The 21,524-nt window shown below is 42.8% G+C and carries 15 protein-coding genes; 4 read left to right on the forward strand and 11 right to left on the reverse strand.

The window, feature by feature from the left end; all coding sequences use genetic code 11:
• Positions 1-158: 158 nt before the first annotated feature.
• The 7 genes from F6K51_RS19365 to F6K51_RS19400 all read right to left on the reverse strand — a co-directional run bounded on the left by F6K51_RS19365 (position 159) and on the right by F6K51_RS19400 (position 6,544).
• A complete protein-coding gene (locus tag F6K51_RS19365) occupies positions 159-698 on the reverse strand; it encodes an RICIN domain-containing protein (protein ID WP_293023064.1) in 540 nt (179 codons plus the stop codon).
• A 309-nt stretch (positions 699-1,007) separates the two neighbouring features.
• Positions 1,008-1,139, reverse strand: a complete 132-nt coding sequence (locus F6K51_RS19370; protein WP_293023066.1) for a hypothetical protein — start codon at positions 1,137-1,139, stop codon at positions 1,008-1,010.
• Between the two features lie 212 nt (positions 1,140-1,351).
• Positions 1,352-2,140, reverse strand: coding sequence for an HIRAN domain-containing protein (locus F6K51_RS19375; protein WP_293023069.1), 789 nt, complete (start codon positions 2,138-2,140; stop codon positions 1,352-1,354).
• Positions 2,137-3,045 (reverse strand): HipA domain-containing protein, encoded by a 909-nt coding sequence (locus F6K51_RS19380; RefSeq protein WP_293023072.1) that lies wholly within the window; start codon positions 3,043-3,045, stop codon positions 2,137-2,139. Before F6K51_RS19380 ends, F6K51_RS19375 begins: the two co-directional genes overlap by 4 nt.
• 606 nt (positions 3,046-3,651) lie before the next feature.
• The gene (locus tag F6K51_RS19390; RefSeq protein WP_293023077.1) at positions 3,652-3,918 is read right to left on the reverse strand and encodes a hypothetical protein; all 267 of its coding nucleotides are present in this window, start codon (positions 3,916-3,918) and stop codon (positions 3,652-3,654) included.
• 76 nt (positions 3,919-3,994) lie between these two features.
• Entirely contained in the window at positions 3,995-4,489 is a 495-nt protein-coding gene (locus F6K51_RS19395) for an RICIN domain-containing protein (RefSeq protein ID WP_293023079.1), read from the reverse strand.
• Positions 4,490-6,121: 1,632 nt separating this feature from the next.
• Positions 6,122-6,544: a hypothetical protein gene (locus F6K51_RS19400; protein WP_293023081.1), complete on the reverse strand. Its 423-nt coding sequence runs from the start codon at positions 6,542-6,544 to the stop codon at positions 6,122-6,124.
• Between F6K51_RS19400 and F6K51_RS19405 the strand changes: the two genes are divergently transcribed.
• Positions 6,543-6,740, forward strand: coding sequence for a hypothetical protein (locus F6K51_RS19405; RefSeq protein ID WP_293023083.1), 198 nt, complete (start codon positions 6,543-6,545; stop codon positions 6,738-6,740). The two genes, F6K51_RS19400 and F6K51_RS19405, sit on opposite strands and share 2 nt — an antisense overlap.
• Positions 6,741-6,858: 118 nt before the next feature.
• Positions 6,859-7,491, forward strand: a complete 633-nt coding sequence (locus tag F6K51_RS19410) for a hypothetical protein (RefSeq protein ID WP_293023086.1) — start codon at positions 6,859-6,861, stop codon at positions 7,489-7,491.
• 58 nt (positions 7,492-7,549) lie between these two features.
• On the opposite strand, the gene F6K51_RS19415 is transcribed toward F6K51_RS19410, so the two are convergent.
• Both F6K51_RS19415 and F6K51_RS19420 read right to left on the reverse strand, forming a co-directional pair.
• Complete coding sequence (locus F6K51_RS19415) at positions 7,550-8,206, reverse strand: PEP-CTERM sorting domain-containing protein (RefSeq protein WP_293023089.1); 657 nt, start codon at positions 8,204-8,206, stop codon at positions 7,550-7,552.
• 694 nt (positions 8,207-8,900) lie between these two features.
• A complete protein-coding gene (locus F6K51_RS19420) occupies positions 8,901-18,347 on the reverse strand; it encodes a Calx-beta domain-containing protein (protein WP_365940001.1) in 9,447 nt (3,148 codons plus the stop codon).
• 390 nt (positions 18,348-18,737) lie between these two features.
• Here F6K51_RS19420 and F6K51_RS38495 point away from each other — a divergent pair, with 390 nt between their 5' ends.
• Positions 18,738-18,944, forward strand: coding sequence for a hypothetical protein (locus F6K51_RS38495; protein ID WP_364305681.1), 207 nt, complete (start codon positions 18,738-18,740; stop codon positions 18,942-18,944).
• A gap of 1,226 nt (positions 18,945-20,170) precedes the next feature.
• Here the strand turns inward: F6K51_RS38495 and F6K51_RS19425 are convergent.
• A complete protein-coding gene (locus tag F6K51_RS19425; protein ID WP_293023094.1) occupies positions 20,171-20,677 on the reverse strand; it encodes a hypothetical protein in 507 nt (168 codons plus the stop codon).
• Positions 20,678-20,807: 130 nt separating this feature from the next.
• Between F6K51_RS19425 and F6K51_RS19430 the strand changes: the two genes are divergently transcribed.
• Complete coding sequence (locus F6K51_RS19430) at positions 20,808-20,972, forward strand: hypothetical protein (protein ID WP_293023096.1); 165 nt, start codon at positions 20,808-20,810, stop codon at positions 20,970-20,972.
• On the opposite strand, the gene F6K51_RS19435 is transcribed toward F6K51_RS19430, so the two are convergent.
• Complete coding sequence (locus F6K51_RS19435) at positions 20,963-21,505, reverse strand: hypothetical protein (protein ID WP_293023099.1); 543 nt, start codon at positions 21,503-21,505, stop codon at positions 20,963-20,965. The genes F6K51_RS19430 and F6K51_RS19435 overlap by 10 nt on opposite strands.
• Between the last annotated feature and the right edge of the window lie 19 nt (positions 21,506-21,524).

Genomic DNA, 21,524 nt, shown 5'->3' on the forward strand with positions numbered 1-21,524 from the left:
TTTAAAGAGTATTACTTACATCGGTCAAGCTCTGTTTATCGACGTAATAAAGTGACCGCTGGCATTTGACATCACAGCGGTCACCATTGTTGTCAACGGCTCTACCCGACAATTAAACAACCCTGCCCGAAAGGGTAATTTCTAGTTCAAGCAGTTAGTTAAAAATTAGGTATTTGCCAAAACTGTCCTGAATAATTACCACAATTAGCCATAATCGGTTTATTGTCTTGGGAATCATTAATGATATCTAAACATTTATCACTGCCCGTAAACATGGTTTTGAGGCGATAATATCCAGACTTGTTTGTTGCTTCTATTTTCCAAAATTGTCCTGAATAATTACCACAGTTAGCCATAATCGGTTTATTGTCGTTAGAATCATTAATGATATCTAAACATTTATCACTGCCCGTAAATAGGGTTTTGAGGCGATAATATCCAGACTTGTTTGTTGCTACTATTTGCCAATATTGTCCTGAATAATTACCACAGTCAGCCATAATCGGTTTATTGTCGTTAGCATCATTAATGATATCTAAACATTTATCACTGCCCGTAAACATGGTTTTGAGGCGATAATTTGTTTGTCCTTGGGCAACGTTAGTAGTACTGGCAAAAGCAAGCACAGAAGACGCAACAGCTATACCAAAAGTGAAAATTATCTTTATATTTTTGTTAGACATGGTGGTATGAGACATTTTTTTAGTTTTAGAGAAAAATTGATCAATAATTGTGCCACAAACTCAACTTACCTGAGTTCGATATACCTAGGATCCACACTTACAGGTATGGGTTCTAGTTGATAGAGACTTTTTAACGACCTTGAACTCTAAGATAATCATCAGTTTCGATCTGAACTCTCCTATACCTTTTACTACAACGCCATTAGTAAGATTCCCGATTCTCTAGAAATATTTTTATCACAGCGGGTCAAGCCGCTATGAGTCTTGATCCCCGGTTTTAAAAGACGGGGCTTTAGACTTACAGGTTCCCTCGTAAATCGGCTCTTAACTACTTTCCTTGAGCAGGTAATAGGGAATAGGTAATAGGGAATAGGTAATAGGGAATAGGGAATAGGGAATAGGGAATAGGGAATAGGGAATAGGGAAAACAATCCTGTGTAGCTGATAGTTATGCAAACCGCCGTAGCTATATATAGCAATTCTCTATGCCATGAGGTACAAAAAGATCCCCCTAAATCCCCCTTATCAAGGGGGATTTTGAGGTTGAGAAGCGTACCTCATAAATCCTATAAACGCTATAGTACCTGAATGCGAACGCGCCCCGCGTGGCCTACGGCCAATCGCATTCACGCCCACCTCCGAGTAGGTTATGATTCAAGGAGTATTACTTACATCGGGCAAACCAAGTTTTTCGACTTTTCTTTTTCCTTAGTTAACGGCTGATAGGTCTTGTGAGCATACGGTTCATATCCCTCAAAACCTGAATAAGTCATCTCACACAATAACCGAGACTTGAGTGGAGAAGGAGGTAAATTTACCTTTGCTACTTTCACTTCTACTAAACCTGGATCACGCCTTAAAAGGTCAAATACATCGTGTGACAAGTAGCGGGGACAATACCCTAGGTGATAATGATCTTCTGTGGTTAACGCTAAAGCCTTATTGTCATAAGGATTATGAAGCTCGTGACATAGCCACAAAGTATCACCAACTTGTAGCTGATCTATGCGATCCATAGAACACTTTGGTAAGTGACGCAAACCATGTACTAGAAAACAAAGGTGGTATTTCCCGTCACTGTCGAGGTCTGGATAAGGAAAAACTTTAAAATTATCTGTTTGTCGATTTCCTTCGCTCCTTCCTAAAAATTCCATCAAATCAAAACTCTGGGCTGATAAGTTGAGCCGGTCTAGATGCTTTCGGTAATCTGGACGCGAGGGTGACATAACTCGGTTGGCAAAAAACGCAAACAACTCCGCCGAACAATAGGTTTTATTCCACTCTGGAAAAGACATTAGAGGCTCAAACCCAAATTTTTCTTGCGCTTCCTTTGCACCTTCTATATAAACAAACGTGTAAATTTTTTCATCAAATGTTAATCGACCCACCGGGTTCCACGATCGACTTTGATAATCTTGCCAAGCTAAAAATAAAGTTTTTAGGGAAGTGATACTCATAAATTTAATAGACAGAGCAGTCTTTTTTTGTTGGTGAGCAAAATTTTATTAGCAAAGTCAGATGCTTCTTTTGAGATACGACAATCTGGAAATGCCTGTAAAGTTGAATTTATCTGTTGCTCTGAAATTTGCTCAAGACGGTTGAGCCACTCCTGACTAGCTTTAGGATAGTGAGTGTTAACGTATTCAAAAAGTTCAAATGTTTTCAGAGGCTTTTTTTCATTTTCGTTAAGATAAAATGCTGACGGGCACCGATTTACGTAAGACTCTACAGACTTATGCTGGCGTTTAGTATCAGAAAGTTCACGACCCAGGCATGAGGCGTGATCGTAAGTGGGAGCTAGATAAATACCTGTTTGAGAGGTCTTAGGAAGTACAAACCCCCAATTTTCATGATGACGATCACCATTACCAATCCACGCATCTAGCAGCAAGTAGCCAACAAACAAATCTCTGGCATCTGTGAAACCATCAGGTACTGTCCAACTAGGGGGGAAGTTAACAGATTTTTCTCTAATCGCCTCCATAACCACTTCAATTGTATGTTGATAAGCCTTTTGCGTAACCAAAGCGGGATAATCAGGATTAATGCCACTAAGTACTTCATTACCATGCACTAGGGTTTCTCCCTCTCCTAAAAAATTGACTGTAATCACCCCTTTGTTTCCATCGGCTGTTTCTGCTAACTCATACCGCGCCGCAGGTATATCTAGAAGATTGCATAACTCAAATGCCACTTTTTCTGACCAGTCTTCTCCTGTGTTTTGTCGAGGATACTTGAACAGACACTTTTTCAATTGAGAATGATAAAACCAAAATTTTTCCTTTGTCCCCATTGTTTCCTCTTGAGCCTGACTCTCTTGCTCCGAAGTTAAACGAATGATCTCGTACTGATTTGCTACCACCTACAAAACGCTATTAAAACCCATTTACTCAAAGATGAAGTCACGTGATCGCCCTCTTCTGTCATTTTGGCACAATCGAACCAATTGGCGTCATTTCAGCCTAGGAAAAATCAGGGTTTGACCCCAGTTTGACAGAAGAGGGGTATATCGAAAATAATTAGAAACTTAGCATCAGGCACCAGCTGTTTTAGGGTCTGCGAATAACCTTTGGCATCACAACAGTTGCGGAACCGAGCGAAAACGACTGGTGGCATCGGTGGTAATAGGCGAACCATGACCCATGGGTATAGGCTTAGATGATGCGACATAATATGAAGTTATCTCCTTTACTTTAAGGGGTAGCCAGAGCCAGCCTTCGCCCTTGCAAGTACGTCAGGCTGGCTCTTCCCGTGGATTTGATTGTCCACGGTTTTATTATAACATAAAAATATTAAATTATAGCATATTTAAAAAATATTTGTAACAAATTATTGAGAGAGTTGGTAGAAGTATAGTGCTACGCGCAAGTCCGCAAGTCCGCAAGTCCGCAAGTCCGCAAGTAAGCGATTACTTACGTTTCGGAGTTTAAGAATGTCTTACACCTTAATGCCTAGTGCGCTTGCAGTCTTATTTGAGGCTGATTCCCTGTCTTGATGCAGCGCAAAGTAGCCGATAATCTATCCAAGATTTCGGCTCTAATGGCAATATATTTGGTTGGCAGGTACTCGTTGAGGCGTTCGCGTAGCGTGGCCTAAAGGCCATGACTTGAGTACTTACTTCATTCTCCTGACCCCAAGTATACCATCCGGAATAAATGGGGATGCGATCGCATCCAGGCTGAATCTCTCGCACCGCGATCGCTGAAAGCGGGCTCTTCAAGAGCACAACGGACATAAGGTTGAGTATGTTAACCTACTAGACGTGAAATAATCCTTTACAAACATCTCTTTTTTTTTTCTGGGATTACTAACTAGCATCCTGGCAAATCAGTAATTTTAATGAAAAGCCATAACTGATCGTGGAAAAATTTATCAAAAGTCCCAACCGTACCATCACCCTGCCCAAATAAGTTTCTACCATTATTACCGTTCTTGATTTTATAATAATCCTGGTTATTTACATCATGTTTTATCAACTTCCATAACTGATCGTGGAAAAATTTATCAAAAGTCCCAACCGTACCATCACCCTGCCCAAATAAGTTTCTACCATTATTAGCGTTCTTGATTTCATAATAATTCTGGTTGTTTACATCATGTTTTATCAACTTCCATATCTGATCAAAGAAAAATTTATCAAAAGTCCCGACCGTACCATCACCCCGTCCAAATAAGTACCGACCATTATTAGCATTCTGGATCCGAAAACATCTCCCATAAGCAGGGACATTTACCATTGCTAACAGACCCGAGCAAGCAATCAGGACTGCTATAGTACGGACAAAAATCTTTGTTGGTTTTCTCATGTTTATTCTTCAATATTTACAACTTAAACCACTCATTTAAACCACTTATTTAACCCACGAAAGTAGGCGGTAAGTTTTTTCAGTAATCCTTTACCGGTAAAGGACAATATACCAAAAAATGGCCACACCCCCTAAAAAGTTGCCAAGGTTACTCCTCCACCCTTACTGGGTAAGGGTTTCAGCGATTTATCCACGTAATAATGCGGGTTTCAGCCATCAAAAAGTGGCCACTTTTAAAAATGCAGTGTCTTTTGAATATAACTATACGCCTAGTGTTAGTGTCGCGAGGGCAAGCCTGATACTTCACCTAAAGTCAACTTGGCTCTCCTATAGGGATTAAAGGAAATAGTAATTCAACTTAACTCCTTGGGGCTAGGGACTGAAAATAGCCCCAAGACCAAGATAACTTAATTACCTTAGTTCGTAGTCTCGTTAATAGTAATTCAACTTTGTTTCCTTGAGCTTCTGTCGGTAAGAAGAACTAGGTCTAATTCTTGGTGTAATTATGGGCAATTCGTAATACCAATAACGCCTATTTAAGGCATTAAAGTTGTTTTCCGTTATCTTTTTCCACCTATCAAAAAAAACAAAAGATTGAAAGTGAAAATACGTTCGTGAAAAGTGGAAGTTCATTTGCGTCCACGATAGCTTAAAGGCTTATGGGAAAAGGGATAGAGGTAGTTTAGTTCTTATGTGGATATGGGCTGATATTGAGTATTTTTACTTAAGACTGTGCTAATAGCTAGAGCGAATGGCTACTAATGGTTGACTATACTGATAAAAACGAAAGGGATTAAGTCAAATTACAGAATATTCTGCATGTATGACTTTCTCCCTAAATTTAACTACTTTTGATTTCTCATGTTACCATCTCAGAATTTTGATTCCAACAACCTTGAAGCTAATCAGCTTTTAGGCACTTCAACTGCTGTGTTAAACCCAGATATATCTTCAAGTTCTGTTTTTCCAGTTCCCTTGTACGAGGTGGAACTGCGATTGCTTTAGTTATTGCTTTAGCCTTTTTCACGAAAACAGTAATCGAAGCGATTACTAAATTGGTTAAAGAGATCAATAATGATAAGTAAATACTCCGATTTTGGTATTCCTACTTGTTAACTACCAATAGCTTAACATGAAAAAATCCTCAACCATTACTAGGTAGTGGTTGGGGATTTATGATTTTGAGCAAGTACTGGTCAAACTGCTTGGGAGCAGGTCAGTTTTATAATAACATTTGTACTATTAAGCCCTGAGACTTAGAAGTTTTTAGTTTCAAGACCCACATTATTTTATTCAAAATATAATGCATATAATACTATTTGACAATATTCTGTTGTGGTGCCGGTAGAGAGCTTCGACACCTAGTTTATTATTCTCAGCCAGTGGGATAAATTAGGATGTTTTGATAGTGGGTAGTTTGGGCAAAACGGTTAAACTCAGCCCCTAATAAGGATAATATCCGCATAGAAGTCCCATTGAAGAGCCGAATGTAGGAGAGCCAGGAATGATGTTGGGTACGGTTCTGCAATCATGAATATGCCTGATAGCGGTTATTTATCCAGTTACTGTGCCATTATAATTGACTGTTCTTGGAGAGGTACTATAGTTACAATCGAGATATTTATAGTTTTTTTATAAGTTCTGTTTTAAATTACAAACTGCTTCTGCATTCCAAGTACCTCCATTTGCATTATCGTTCAAAATTCCCGACATTTTGTAGGCATTAGTGCCAATGGAAGTGACTCTCAAATTAGCTTGGTCTATTGTCTGATCGCCGCGTTTGGTTATTACACTAGCTGTCACATTGGCTCCATTCATCTTAAAGCGAAGCTCGATCTTGCCTCGTCCTCCGCGACTATTGAGGTATTGTCCTAAAAATGCAGTCTCCTTGGTCGCTACCCCTACTTGTTTCAATGCTTGATAATCGCCTATTTGAGGAGATAGGTTAAATGGTGTTTCTGTTAATAGTCGAGCTTGGACACCAATTGGATAGACTGTAGATAAAACTATGCCAAACGCATGTGTAAAAAAAGATTTTTGCTTTATAGTAGTCATGTCTAATAAGCTCAGGAAAAAAGAGGCCGATTCCTGTAGTAGCACCCGCGCCTTTGCTCTATGCCTCAAGAAAGACCTAGACCTAGCCAAGGAAGGCAAAGCCCGAGCACTATACAAACTGCCCTTCCCAGAAATCGAAAGGCTGATCAGAAGAAGGGTCTACCACTATACATTACTCCCTCGCAGTGATCATTGATTTTCCTGTCGTCGGAGGATATACTGATGACAGACAACGACAAATCTAAAAAGCGATCGCACCAACTTATCCCGGAAGTGCGATCGCTAAGTAAATGTAAAACCATTCGAGATTGATCATGACAAAAAATCCAAATTTCGCACAAGTAGCTCCCATCAACCTAGGACACGGATACAAGATTGAAGGGCTGTGGCACCCCCAACTAGACAAATTTGGGTCTGGTGCTTCCCAATTAGCTAAGCTTTTCCAATTCGACCAATCTCAGGCTTCAAGGACACTCAAACGCTTATTAGGCAAGGGTTTCCAATTCGACCAATGGAAGTCAGAAATCCACCCAGACAAGGTAAATGTAGTCTTGGTCGAGACAATCGCAGATTTGATTTGGGAATTAAGCATTCTGAAGATCGACAAGCGGAACGAAAACCTTATCCCTGGCCAGAAGACAGCCATAAAGATAGGCAAAGGATTGATGAGTATGGGACTGGTTGAGCGCTACCGGGACGGTTTTGGCTTCGAGAGTGACAAAAACTTCAGGGATAGCTTTCTCCAAGAGCAAGTGAAGCGGTTAGAAGGGGAAGTTATCGATCTACGGAACAACGACGAGTGCTGGCGGTACCTTAACCAGGAACTGAAGCAACAGCTAACGGATCTCTGTGAGGGTATGGCTGAACCTGATCAGTTAAGGACAGAGAACGAGTATTTACACCGCCTCCTTCGGGAAAATGGCATAGACCCGTACCAACCCCGATAACACCCCACAATACTCCACTCAATTCTCCCGTCTCTCTGGCGGGATTTTTATATTGATATTACTGCTTTGCTTGTTTCTGCTGCTTGAGCTTGTGCTTCAATAAGGAACTAATTCCTAAAGCTCCCAAAGCTAAAATCCCTAGAATAGAAGTAGGCTCGGGAACTCTTTCACTTGTAGACAATGACAGCTCAGCACGAGATACAATGGCATCATCTCTGTAAGATACCGAAATTTTGCCACTATTAGCATTAAATACCTTCTCGATTTCTTCTGACTTGTAAAACTCCAGTAATTTTAAAGATAGCGATTGCTTGGTTCCTATTGGTAAATTGCGGGGCGGAGCAATAATAATAGGATCTAATCCTATGATCCCAAATGTATCATCAGTGATCAGGACGTTGTTTGGTGTCAGGTCTAAAATTAGGTTCGCTTGGGATAAGTTATTGATTGATGTAGCCAAGTCAGAAAAATCAAAGCTCCAACTTGTCTGTTCATCAATCCCATTACCAAGGATGTTATCCCCATTCCTTTCTATCGTAAAATCGCCGTTTTGTAGGGTTTGACCAATACTGGGATTTAGGATTATTGAAGGAGTTGAACTGCCAATCGCTTCAGCTGTGAAATCAAGACGACTAGCCAAGGCTTTTTCAGGTATTAAGCAACTGCTCAAAACGACGGCAACTGTAGCCACTGAGAACACTTTTAAAGCAACCATATTGATACCCCAAACCAAAAATAACGTTAGAGTTAATGATAAAATAACTATATTATAGTGGCAACCATTGAAGGATGGAAGGATAGTGATCGCACTCCATTCTGAACCCCACCTCACCCTATCCATACTTGGCGGAGAAAATCCCAAACCTGCCAATCTAATTTCCGCGATTAGCCCTTCGGGCTAAGCTTGGCCGTAGGCCACGCCAAAGGCGAACGCGATCGCGTAGCGTGGCCTACGGCCAATCGCATTCACGCCCACCTCCGAGCACGTTATGATTCAAGGAGTATTAGTTACATCGGGCAAACACGATTTATTGACGTAATCGAGTGACCGCTGGCATTTGACATCACAGCGATCACCATTTTAGTCAACAGCTCTATCCGACAATGAAACAGCCCTGGGGTGTTACGCGGGATTCCTCTTGGCTTAAAAGCATAAGCAATGTCCCTCACTCCTCCTGAGAATTGCTATAACTATTCGTAAGCATATGCGCTACGCGCACGCGTGCGCGTTCAGCTATCAGCCGTCAGCTATCAGTTATTGAATAAAACAAAGCATGCGAATAATACTGAGTTAAGTCCCAGGGTCGTTCGCACAGCGTGGCCAAAGGCCAAAGTCTGTGCAACGAACGAGGTTTATTTTAAGCTGATTGCTGACCGCTGACCGCTGACCGCTGACCGCTGATAACTTACTATCCCTCAATAATATCTGTAAGCAAAAGATTCAAGTTTTCCACCGTTAACAGAGGCAAGTTAGGATTCTCCGTACTACTCACATTTTCTGGGTTGGAAAAGAGACTAAAACTAAACAGATATCGTCCCCTGGTTTGATTGGGGTTTTTCTGAGTCTGCCAATTGTCAATTTCCCGGACAATATTTGTTCGCAGTTGTTGAGTCACTGCTAACATATCGGTGGAATCCCCAGACTTTTGAACCGTAAATCGAGGAGTTAGTAGAACAGGTAAGGAAGCTAACAGTTCCTCATCATTAGTGTTGCTAGCTAAAGCAAAGGCATACTGACAGCTAATCCGAATATCATAAGGACGGTTAATGATAGCTGGGAGCAAGACTTTGAATAACTCTTCGAGATGCTGTGTCAAGGTTTTACTTCTGGTATTGCCCAGGTCGGCAATATCCCAACGCTTATCATTAACAATTAGAGGAGTAATCCGATTCTTAAACCTTACTTCAGGAGTCTGGAAGATGAAAGCAGCATTAGTTTCCCTGCCATCAATCAAATTTTTATTGCGGGCGAGACGGATAGCACCCCAGGCATTTTGATAGTCCAACACATCCAAATTAGTCACAGTCACCTTACGATCCGGTAATGCCGACTCCCCAAAGGTTTCTACCCCAGTTGCATCAAGCAATTTGGTGAAATCATACTCAATTGTCGTATAAGGTACTGTGGGGGAGTTAGTGGTTACATCGTTTTGCCTGGTCTCATTTAACTCATACCCTGGTAACTCAATGTCTAAGACTTGTTGATCAGCAACGGGAAGATTGTTAGTGGGAGTGATGATAACCGTTTTGGTTTCTTGGTCAGCGGATAGGTTTTCATCAATATTGTAGTGAACTGTCTGGCGAGATGCCTGTGCGATCGCAATCGGTTGCCAAATTTGCCATGACCTAGCCACGTCTTCTGCTAGAGTCGCAAAGGCACTGAGGGCAGAGGTAACCGTAGTCTGGTTGTCATCGGTTAACCCTGTTTCCAAAGCTTTGAGATCACTGGCTAGGGTTGGATATAGATTGTTAAACCGCACCAGGGTATCTAACAGTGGATCAATAGTATTAGTCGTATCAATAATTGTGCCAACACCCACTGGGTCCGCAATCTCTGCATTAACTGCATTACTCAGGACAATAGTAAAGGTTTCATTATTTTCAACAACATCATCGCTCTTGACTTCCACCTGAATTTCTTTGCTGGTTTCACCTGGATCAAATTGTAGAGTTCCTTGAGTTGCCGTGTAATCTTCTGGTGCTTTCGCAGTGACATCCTGGGTTTGATAATTAACAGTAACAGTCTTTTCAGAGGGAGGAGATAAGGTAACAGTGAAAACTGCAAATGTTTCGTCTTGATTTTCTTCGGGTTCCTTCAAAGAGACATCATTAATCGTTAATTTAGAGGAACCATTGTATTCAATCCGGCATTCAATGGTATCTTGAGCCACATCGGGATGTTCATAGAGGAAAACATAATTCCAGTCTCGAATATCCTCAGCACTGAGAATATCACCAGCAAAACTGTCGGGGTCAGGAATTGCTGTATGGGAAATCAGAGAAGGAGGAAGGGGAAAATCTCGCAAAGGAATCGGAATTTGAACATCTCCAATTTGATTAGGCTCATCGTTGAGAGGTTGAATAAAATTGAGCCAAGAGGAGGTGGAATTGGTAGTATTAATATTATATTCCAACTCATTAACCTGATAGTTCAGATTAACCGCAATATCTTCGTAACGCTGAGGCGTTTGGGTATTGAAGAAAAAGGTCAGCGTAGACTTACCATTGTTGGCATCGCTCAGGGAAATTTTAGCTGGAGATAAGGTGAAATCTATCGATTGAAGCAGAGCTTGCTTTTCTGCGTCAGAACTAGTGGAGTTGGGTGTACTTTCAAGATTGGTGTAATAAGCCCCGCTCATGACTGGTTGCCCAGATAAACGAGGAATATCTTGACCAGACCATTGATAGCCATCAGCGATCGCTACATCCACGTTATATTGAACAATGGTTTCAATGTCGTAAGCATCTGCTAAATTTGTCAGCAATTCCTTTTGGAGTGCTGCCACTGCTAAGGTTTGGCGAGTAGTATACTCTGAGGAATTTGTATCCACAGAAGTATCCAATACATGGGTCACATTGTTACTAATCGAATCTGCCAAACTTGCTTTGACATCTAAAATCCGCCCAAGCTCACCCTTTAAGGTGGTATCATTCACTGCAGGAATAGCTGTTTCCGGTTTCAGGATATCTTCAATAGCACGTAAATACTTACGGGCTAAACCATTCAGGTCTACCGCATCCACTCGCACGGTTTCTGTTGAGGTTTGGTCAAGTCCACCATCTTGGGTGTAGCTGTAAAGGCTTACTTCCCCTGACATTAAGGTATTGCTCAAAGGCGCAGCAGAAAAGAAGTAGGGGAAATCCTCTTTGATATCGTAACTAATCCCCGTATCCCCCAGATGAACTGCCCACAGGGTATCGCTGTTTTGAGGATTAGCATTATCAATATTCCCAGCATTCCGCCCCACTGCTAGCTTTAAGTTAGGTAGTGCTTGCTCAAAAGCCTTGGCAAAGGGGTCAAGGGAGGCCAGGCGTTGGCTAAACTCAGCATTTTCATCATCTGAGGAGCTGGTCAGCACAACGGTTTTGGGGGCAAAATAGGCTGATACTACCTCAGCTTCAGGCACATAGCCTGGATGCATCAAATCCTTGTTGCGTCGCATTTCCAGCTGTACGGTGACCGAGAATAGTAAATCCGTTGGATACAGAAGACTATTATTGTTATCTCGGATGGTGATATCAACCGTTGTGCTAGCTACTGCTGGGGGAACAATCCAATTCTGTAAGGGCTCAATTAGACCCGATTCATTTTGGAGCGCCTCTGCTACTTCTGCTACAGTCAGGGGGCGTTGCGAACGCTTTTCTAAGAGATCCACCGCTGTTTTCAGACAACTGAGGTCATACATCCGATGAATAATGTCCAATGATGTCTGTAAGGTGTCGATCAATACCTGATCATCGGGTTGACCATGGGCAGTTTCGATATTAGCGATCGCGTAGCGTGACCTTTGGTCAATCGCATCCGGGACATCCAAGGTTTCAGGTTGAGTATGAACCGTTGATGGCTCGAATTGGGGTTTAAGGTTACCTTGAGCATCCAGCAGTGTTGCTTTCAAGATACTCAAGGAAGATTCACTATCACTGGGATCAAGTAAGGCCCGTAACGCAATGCGATTTGCCCCTGCTAAGTTGTCCAGTTGCTCATAAATAGCATTCACCGCCCCAATGCTTTGCTGGGCTTGACTGGCTTCGGCATCAATAGTATTTTTGAAATTAACCAGGGTTAGCGCCCATCGAGAGGTGAGGGTGTAGAAGGTTTCATCGGTTCCGGTCTGGATAGTTTGACTATCGATGAAAGCCGCTAACCGTTCTAAGTCGCTATTTACCGTATCGTCACTGTTGTAACTAATCTTAGTCAGGGATGCCAAAACCGGACGGACATCGATAGCAGTATTGCCACTCAACAGTCCTGCCAGGGTTTGGTTAGCGATCGCTACTGCTGCTGCAGTAATTTCCGTTCCCATGGTACTGGTTAACGTACTCAGGGATGTTGTTTGAGCTGTGGATTGTACCACTGCTAGAGAGTCAGCGTTCTGTGCAGAAGAGGTATCCAGGGTAAAGCGATCCGGAATGTAGAGGGTTGCCCCGGACTGTAACGCTAAAGTGGGATTTTGAAGGGCAATATCCCCTGCTGTGGTTTGATCGGTAATAATTTGACTATCATGGGCAGCAGCAATAGCAATCATTTGGTCAAAGCTATCCCCACTGGTGACAGTGTAGTTAAACAGCACGTCAGCCAGGATTACATCCTCCGTACCAAATAACCCAGTCATATCGCTGACAGCACCAGCAACCACAGCTAATTGACTAGCGATCGCAGACTCAGTCAGAATATCACTGATATTGCCCACCGCTTGTACCGTTTCCAACACCGTGCGATGAAGGTTGGTTTGTAGATGAAGCTGCTGAGTTAGGTAAGCAAGGGTGTTCCGTTCGGGCAGAATTGCCTCAGCAATGGTATACTCCAGGGCACCCACTTCAGCAACAATGCCCGATTTCAGCACATCGATAGCGCGAGCATCAGTAGTGGCGACAAACTGGTTAAGGGCAATGTGATATAGACTATCCTGATCCTGGATGGTGTAATCAAGGCTAATCTCGGGGATTGTTATTGTGGAACCTGCCACCAGTAAATCCTGGCGTTGGGCATTGGCAGTAATGACCGTTTCAGTAGTTTCTATCCTAGACGTATTGGGGAATGCCGTAGCGATCGCACTCCAGGTCTTGTCAGTGATCACCTTGATGTCTACATTAAACGGAGTTGGTGAAGCTTCATCTTTCTTGGTCACCGTGACCGTTAATGTTGTGTCCGTGGGGAAAATTTCCAGATTACGAATGGCCTCAACCACATCCTGGGATTCTGCTAACAGACGGTCTCGAAGAGTGCCCAAAGTTTCGCCATCCTGGGTTGTGCTATCCAAGGCTGAAACCGTAACCCCTGCCAGCAATACCGTCGATTCATTCTCTGCAATAATCTCATTGATCCGGTCGGTCAGGATCTGGTCAAACTCCCGATCCAGGTCAGCATTTTCCAGCTGCAATACCCCATAGGCAATTTCTTCTAGGGTGGCATTTAGGGTAACGTAATTGTTGACGTGGGGTGCTTCTAGACCGTTGATCAGGACACCATTGGTTAAAGTTTCGGTCGTATCTAACCCTTGAGCAATGGTTTGTAGCAGGATTTCGATCAGGTGGTCTTCCTCTAGGGCGAGTTGTGCGATCGCAATTGACTCGAAGGTATCCCCATCTTGAACGGTATAGCTTACGAAATGATTAGCGGTATCAGTGTAAGAAATAATCCCACCGACCGCTAATAAATCCGCCGTTTTTGCATATTTAGTGACAATTTCCTCAACTTTGGCACTTTGAGTGCCGTAATCTTTGTTGAGCTTAGTTGCGATCGCATTTAAGCTGTTGGTTGGCTCAACCCGAATACCTACAGGAACAGGAATCTGAATACTTTGATCACTGCTGAAAATACCACTAACTGCACTATTACTATCTCCTAAATCTCCAATATCACACCCATACTGATTAGCAACTGATTCCAGGTCTTCACTGTTACCAGCCACTGTATAGGCAAATTCCTGGAGATATTCCAAAGTGACCAAATACTTATAGACATTATCCACAAAGTCCGTGAAGGCGGCACGCTGGGAATCAGTCAACTCCTGGTCACTGCTGGGAATCACCGATGTACTCACCGTAAAGGTTAAGTTTGAGTCATGAACCTGATAGTAAATTTGTTGATAAGTAGCGCGGTCAGTTTTAATCTTATCCAGTGCCTCAGTGAAAAGATTCCCAGGAGTGGGAATATATTTAGATTGGTCTAACACCAACTCCAGAATCAAATTAGCAGTCTTATCATCCTTGCTGGTAATCCTATAGCTTTCACCCACCGAGGGCCATTGATTGATTCCCAAAATCTGGTCGAAATAACCTAATTTTTGGCTAATACCTTCTGCAAAGTCCCCATCACTTCCCAAACGATTCCCATAGATATCTTGCCAGCGAAAATCCAACTTAAAGGTATCTCCAATACCGTAATAGGGATTGAGGGTATCCTTGAGAATTTCCGGTAATGCTTGGGATTCTGTGTGGGCGGCGGTAGTTAAAGCATAAACCGGCAAGACTTTTTCATAGACCCATGTTTTATGTTTTTTATTATCCTCATCTTCTTCAATCGGTCCGATCGGTAGACGGTCTTGCCCGGTTTTAAAGTCAGCTTCAATTGTACTGGGCAGCTGATAACTTAAAAGCTGATAGAGGTTTTGAATCTCATCGGTAGCAGTATTATTGTCTACAGGTTCAATGGAGTCACGGGTCAGTCTAAAACCAAGATTTCCCGCCGGAATCCTTAACACATCAATGGTTTCACTACTGGTGGCAAAAATTTCGCTGACACCATTGAGTGTACTACTCTGGGAATGATCAGACGGAATATTAAGGCAGTTGTGATAGCTAGCGGCAGTACTGCTAAAGGTCATTAACAGAGTTACCTGAGCCGTGTCCCCATCAGCAAACAGAGAATCTGGTAAGCCCTTTTGCTCATCGTTTTCTGTATAGCTATAGTTGAGGTAATAGCCTTCACTATTTACAACAGTGCTTTCCTGTACCAGTCTTAGGAATGGTAGGAAGGTCGTAGACACGTCTAGTGTCACCGTACGGTTATCCCCAGAATCTAGGGATAAATTCGTCTTCAGCATCAAGACTTCAGCACTGCCATTACGGGTCAGAACTTTCGAGCCACCACTGTCATCACTGTCATCCAAATACAACAAGGTCAAGGTTGTAGGAGTTACGTTTGCGGTCAGAATATCTTGCAGCAATTGCCGACTAGCCGTTTCAATCCGTTCAATAGCGTATACCGTGGCCAAAAATCCGCTCCCATCTGAGGTCGAGACTTGGCGGATTTCCAATGTTAATTTAGTTGCCCAAGTATATCCTGCTTCAATCTCCGCAGTATCTAAAGTTTCCCCATCTTGAACTGGCTGCTGATTGTAGAAAAGGGTTAAGCTTGTCTGATCAGACTTAGACTTGAGATAATCACATAACCCGGAAGGAAGTTCCCACAGCAGATTATTGCTAGTTGCATTAATAGATTCATTCCAGTCAGTTTTGGCGCGAATAGTGTATTGCTGCTTAGTGGGATTGTAAAACTCCAGCAGTGTTGGAGGAGTTGTGGGCAAAATTCCACTGGTTTCTGCCTCATCAAGCTGCTTAATAAGCGTAATGGTGTTGTAGGGAGGATCACTATCCGGGAAAGGGTAATTGAGTTCACAGGTTAACGTTTCACTATCACTGGTCTGACTAGTTTGACTGTCACTGGTCTGACTAGTTTCACTATCACTGGTCTGACTAGTTTGACTGTCACTGGTCTGACTAGTTTCACTATCACTGGTCTGACTTTGATAATCAATTAGTCGAATCCAAGTCAAGGTATCTAGTTTAAATAACCGGATTTCATTGGGGCTAATCGTTACCGTCTCACTATCCCCGTCTGTTGCGGGAGGGGTGCGCGTGACTGTGACAGTAAATTGTTGTCCTGTAGCAAGATAAGCAGCTTGTTGTTGTCCATTAATGGTTGTAGTGCTACCTGTAAGGATGGGTAATCGCAATCCATGCAACAAGAATCGTGAGGTCATTCCCGCTAAGGATTGGAACGACTCACCACCATTGAAATGATTGAGTAAGTCAATCAGAGTAATCGTACCATTGGCATCAACCCCATCTTTTTTATCCCTAACATGATCGATGCCAAGCTGCACGACAGAACGAATAATTAAGGTGAAGTAGTCAATAAATAAAAGTTCAGCGATCGCTAAACTTCCAGATGCATCGTTGGTCGGTATTTGTCCCAGGACTTCTTCTGTGCTCTGGTTATGGTTATAGTTGGAGGATTGAAAATAATTTTGAATCGCCTTGATTTGAGCGGGAGAATATTTCGTACTATCAAAATCAATGATATTGGGCTGCTTATTGGGATCATTCTCATCAGCACCATCCTTGAGTTCCATCTGAAGTTGAGGAAACATCGGGAAAATGGTACCACTAATTTCCGTATCCGCACTAATGGGGCGGTCGGTGATATCAAATATAAAATTCCTAGACAAGAATCGAATTAGCGGTTCCCAAAACTCATCCGCAGGTTCTTCCTCTAAGTAGTTAACGAATAGGGTATAAACATCTTCTAACAATTCCAAAGTTAAGACTTGAGCATCAACATTAACAGCACTTGTGTCGATATTTAAAGCATTACGCTCACTATCTGATAAATAGGCATAAATCACCCATTTAAATAGGGCTTTAACTAACTCATCAAAGTCCGTATCATTATCATTGGTAGAGTTATCATCTAGAGGAATCGAGTTTTCCATAAACAATAACCCGATACCACTTACCCCTGTTTCGGTCTTAGTATCTGTTTCGGTCTTAGTATCTGTTTCGGTCTTGGTAAAGGACGGTTGAAAATAAATATCGAGGCGAAGCTTCCCGTCTTTTACAGTTTCCGTGCGCACGTCTCCGGGGAGTGCTAGCTGAATTCCCGTTGTGCCATCATCCCATCGCAATGACCGTCCACCAGATGTTTGGGTAGTGCCATTTGTCGTAGTAGTATTTGTAGTAGTTACATTTGTAACTGTTCTTGTGCTACTAATGGTCTGGGCTTTAGCAAAACCAAAGCGATTAGCCCTACCATTTTTTTTGATTCGATAGGGACGCACGGTTTGAGCACGGGCAGTAAATACCGGCACAGTTGCTGCCATGGCTCCCCCAGAACCAGCAGCGAGTTGCCAGGGTGGTGTGCTATCTGAACCGAGGACAAATTGCTCCCGCACGGTCAAGTTAAACTTAAATCTGATCCGGACAAAGGCAATCTTGATTGATGCTCTGACAGAAACCGTAGCCACCAGAGCCACCTGAATGGCTTTGTATACCTCCACCACAAACAGCACCGCAACTTTAACCAGGACTTCTACATCAACCTGAATCACTTTAAAGTCCACGACACCATAGATCCGACCAACAATGGCTACACCACCCTGAATCCGGTAATAGGTGGCCTTTTTCTCATTAGTATCGGTGGGATTATAGGTAGCAAACACCCCTTGCAAAAGGCCATGGATGGTAATGCTGAATTCCGCGCGCAGAGGACCTTTCTTGATAATTTTCCCCAACCCGACCTGTAAGCCAATGCCAAATTCCAATACCGGGTCAAAGGTGCCACTAACAATGTCGGGAACACTGGTGGCTGTTTCTGCACTCAGTTTATTGAAATAGAAGCCCCCTAATCCTAAAAAGATGCCGACATTAACGGCAATGGATCTGGAAAAGTCACCACCCCAAGGGAAGCCCACATCGATACCAAAGTCCCCATTGGTATAGATTTCAATGGCAACCACCGGCAGGGTAATATGAACAGCACCAAAGTCGATATACCGCATGGTGTCGGGTAAAACCAGCTCACTGCGATAGACCCCGACAGTGTCACTAATGCGGCGATAGAGGATTTCAAATTCAAATCCAGCAAAACTCTGTACTGGGGGTCCCGACAAGCTAATGCGCAGCCCGTAGATAAAGGGATCGTTGAAAATTACACTGATCTCAATGGCACCCAAAATCACAAATTGGGCACCAATTAACCACCCACTCTCTGCACTAAACTGAATGGGCTGACCTGAAAATTGAATCGGTTGAGTGGGGTCAGAACTTACGGCTGAGGGTAAGGACTGTTGCAGAGCTGTCAGGGGATTTTGCCGCCGTTTAATGGGAGGAAGGGGTACCAAGGTTTGGCGCATCACCGTGGTGAATTGCTCAATAGTACGAGCTTGTTGCACAATTTCCGGTGCGAAGGCAACCCGTTGTCCCAAAGCCAGGAACTTCAGCTCGAAGATCGGGGCTTTAGTGCTGGGCACTTCTGGGGGATTTTCATTGACTGGGTCCCACTGAACTCGCTTTTTGGGTTGTCCAGGAATACTTAAGTCTACTGCGATCGCTATTTTTTTATTGGATGCTGTTCTAGCATTATTTTGTTGGGTACTGACCTGAGATGACTTAGTCCCAAACTGGTAAGACAGTCCCACATTGGATACCTTAGCAATCAAGACATTCAAGGTAGCCTTGTAGGAAATGGTGATGGATTTATTAGTTAGGTCTATCTCCAGACTAAACTTATCTAGCGCTATCTCTTGTTTAGCAAATTCATCCCAGGGTGGGTCGAGTTCAAAGTCAGTAATGCTGGAGTCATATACACTGACAATATAGGCAATCAGGTCACCAATAGTGGGATTCTTATCCCTGACCACACTAACGCTAAACCGCAACAGTTTACGATTATTGATATTGGTGTACACTGCGCTCAACAACAGGGTACTGATTTGGAGTTGGAAAATTAACTCACCGGTACGATTTGCCAGGGCTTGGGATGAACGACCAGAGCTAGAGGTGCTACCGGTTTGGCTAAAGGTATAGATAACCGAGAGTTGTAAGGTATCGAAAAAGGGAATAGAGGCTTTGACCGTTCCTGCGATCGCGCCTTTCAGGGTCGTAGAGGTTCCCCCTGGTTTATTACTCGACCTTTTAGTAATTTGAATCGCTGCTTGGATTTGCAGGGTTTCTTCCCCTGGCACTAAAGCAATGCCAGTATCCCAATCCATGGATCCGGTGAAGGTATAGCGGGATTCGACGATTTGGGTATTACTGTCTTGATAGCGAGTTTGTTGTAGCGCAAATGCCAGGGAAACTACTAAATCCCGCAACCCATACTCATCGAGCTTATCCTGGGAAAATCCAAAAGCTTTGATGACTTCGGTAATACTAATATTTTCAGCAGTGGCAGAAAATCCCCACTGACTGGCAATATTTCCATTTTTTGAGGAAAATTGATGGGCGACCTTAACCGCAAATTCGCCCCCAAATAACTCAAACAGCCCCTCAAATGACAGTTTTCGCTGCTGGGAGAGGGATTCTGCCGTATTCTGTTGAGTGCCATTGGTTGAGCCAGAAGATTTGACCGACGACACTGACAGAGCAAGCTGTTCGATCGATAAGGTTGGCCCCGAATCGAGGGTAATCGACCAGGCCCCTCCCCCAGTAACAGACCCAATAGCAGCCTCAAAGGAAAATGCCCCTTTATCCGGTCGCAATTCCACCGCCATTTTGGTAATGGCTAAGTTCTGAATCGAGTCTGGTGCATCTAATTCTGGAATCAGTTCTTCCAAAAGCGCCACGACATAAAGTCGCTGTCCAGCAATCATACCGCCCCGATAAACCGTTACGTTGCGGTCTTCAATTTTCTCCAGGATCAAATTGACAGTTTCACCAGCAACGGTTAGCTCGGAGACCAGACCAAAGCTAACACTGGTTGTTCTTTGCACTATTGCAGTCATGGCTCGATTCAGAAATATTACTAGGCAAAAATGGAATTATCGGAAATCAGCGCTCAGCGGTCAGCATTCAGCCGTCAGCCATCAGGGAGCATTTTTTATTCAAAAGCACCTCAAGTAGCGTGGCACAGGCTTCTAGCCTGTGACCTAACCTATAAGCTGATAGCTGATAGCTGATAGCTGATAGCTGATAGCTGATAACTGATAGCTGATAGCTGATAGCTGATTACTGATTGCTATTCTTCATTACTGATTTTGAAATAGACCCCCCTTAATTTAAGGTCTAATCCATCTATTAATTGACCTGAATTCTCTTGCCATTCTGCTGATAGTCCAACAGTATAAGCTGTCTTCGTTTTATCAACGACTTTCTTTCCATCAGCATTTGTCGTTGAAGCACTAGAACCTGGAATTCTGACATGAAATTCATCCACATATAAACCAGCTTCAACCAGCACACTTGCCGCATCCTGTAAGACGGTAATATCTGGTAATTCGTCGGACTTGAGAGTGCCATCCTCATTCAGAAAGGAAGCCGTTGTGCCTGACTCAACTGCTCCTAGGGTTTGTAAAATACTGTTAAGAGAGGTACCTACTGTCCCTAAATAGACTCTCTCCCCTGCCGGAAGTTCAACTTCAATTCCCTTTTCTTTAATTTCATTAATAGCATTTTTAGGTTCTAAGGAAATTGTCTTTCCAGCCAGTTCTAGAGAAACACCAAAAAATACTTTAGTATCTGACATGTTTTTGCTCCTTATTCAAAAATATTTAGTTTCAACAACTATCAATTTACAACAATTATAAATTAGACATTTACCATTGAATTATATATCATATATAAATGATATGTAAACCTAAGAGGTATTTTTTTTATTGGGCAATAAAACTCCGGATATCTTTCCCATCTTGCCTCTTGCTTCTTGCCTCTTGCCTCTTGCCTCTTGCCTCTTGCCTCTTGCCTCTTGCCTCTTGCCTCTTGCCTCTTGCCTTTTTAAGCAATTCGTGTGTTTACAACCGAGATACAAAGGCTATAGTTGATCGAGCTTAACGTCAGCTTCCGGTGGCACCACTGATTCTTCTGGAATCTTTGTTGTTGAAAGATTATCATCAGCCACAGGATTTCCATTTGCGTCCACAAAGGTTAAGCCTTTTTTAACAATGACACCATTGGGATAATCATCAGATTGGGGTACCGAAAATACGGTTACTTTAATCCCCCTCCTATCTTCAGGTTCCGGGATAGGTTGGAAGACATCAATCTTCAACTTCATTGCCAGTTCAGGAGCAACATCTTGGTTGGTTAGAAAACTGAAATCTTTAATATCAAAGGGAAAATCCTTGGCAAAATTGAAGGGAAACTCATCATTAATTGATCCAGTAGCCGTATAACAAGGATCTGGTGATGTACCTTCCGTAACAGTAATTGGTTTTGCCCACATATCAGATAATGGATGATTGTCAGATAAGGTGATGGGCAATTCTTCAGTAATGCTATAGGTAGTCTGTACTTCCTCCATAAACGTTGGGATATCGTTAATATCTTGATAATTAGGGATTTTCTGCTCTGCCATCGTATCTCCTGTTTATCTA

This window comes from Moorena sp. SIO3I8 (assembly GCF_010692325.1).
Taxonomy (GTDB): domain Bacteria; phylum Cyanobacteriota; class Cyanobacteriia; order Cyanobacteriales; family Coleofasciculaceae; genus Moorena.

Bases quoted from the DNA above. Each gene is read 5' to 3' on its own strand.
- F6K51_RS19365 (WP_293023064.1), bottom strand. From the start codon at position 698: ATGTCTCATACCACCATGTCTAACAAAAATATAAAGATAATTTTCACT.
- F6K51_RS19375 (WP_293023069.1), bottom strand. From the start codon at position 2,140: ATGAGTATCACTTCCCTAAAAACTTTATTTTTAGCTTGGCAAGATTAT.
- F6K51_RS19390 (WP_293023077.1), bottom strand. From the start codon at position 3,918: ATGTCCGTTGTGCTCTTGAAGAGCCCGCTTTCAGCGATCGCGGTGCGA.
- F6K51_RS19395 (WP_293023079.1), bottom strand. From the start codon at position 4,489: ATGAGAAAACCAACAAAGATTTTTGTCCGTACTATAGCAGTCCTGATT.
- F6K51_RS19405 (WP_293023083.1), top strand. From the start codon at position 6,543: ATGTCTAATAAGCTCAGGAAAAAAGAGGCCGATTCCTGTAGTAGCACC.
- F6K51_RS19400 (WP_293023081.1), bottom strand. From the start codon at position 6,544: ATGACTACTATAAAGCAAAAATCTTTTTTTACACATGCGTTTGGCATA.
- F6K51_RS19410 (WP_293023086.1), top strand. From the start codon at position 6,859: ATGACAAAAAATCCAAATTTCGCACAAGTAGCTCCCATCAACCTAGGA.
- F6K51_RS19415 (WP_293023089.1), bottom strand. From the start codon at position 8,206: ATGGTTGCTTTAAAAGTGTTCTCAGTGGCTACAGTTGCCGTCGTTTTG.
- F6K51_RS19420 (WP_365940001.1), bottom strand. From the start codon at position 18,347: ATGCGCCAAACCTTGGTACCCCTTCCTCCCATTAAACGGCGGCAAAAT.
- F6K51_RS19425 (WP_293023094.1), bottom strand. From the start codon at position 20,677: ATGTCAGATACTAAAGTATTTTTTGGTGTTTCTCTAGAACTGGCTGGA.
- F6K51_RS19435 (WP_293023099.1), bottom strand. From the start codon at position 21,505: ATGGCAGAGCAGAAAATCCCTAATTATCAAGATATTAACGATATCCCA.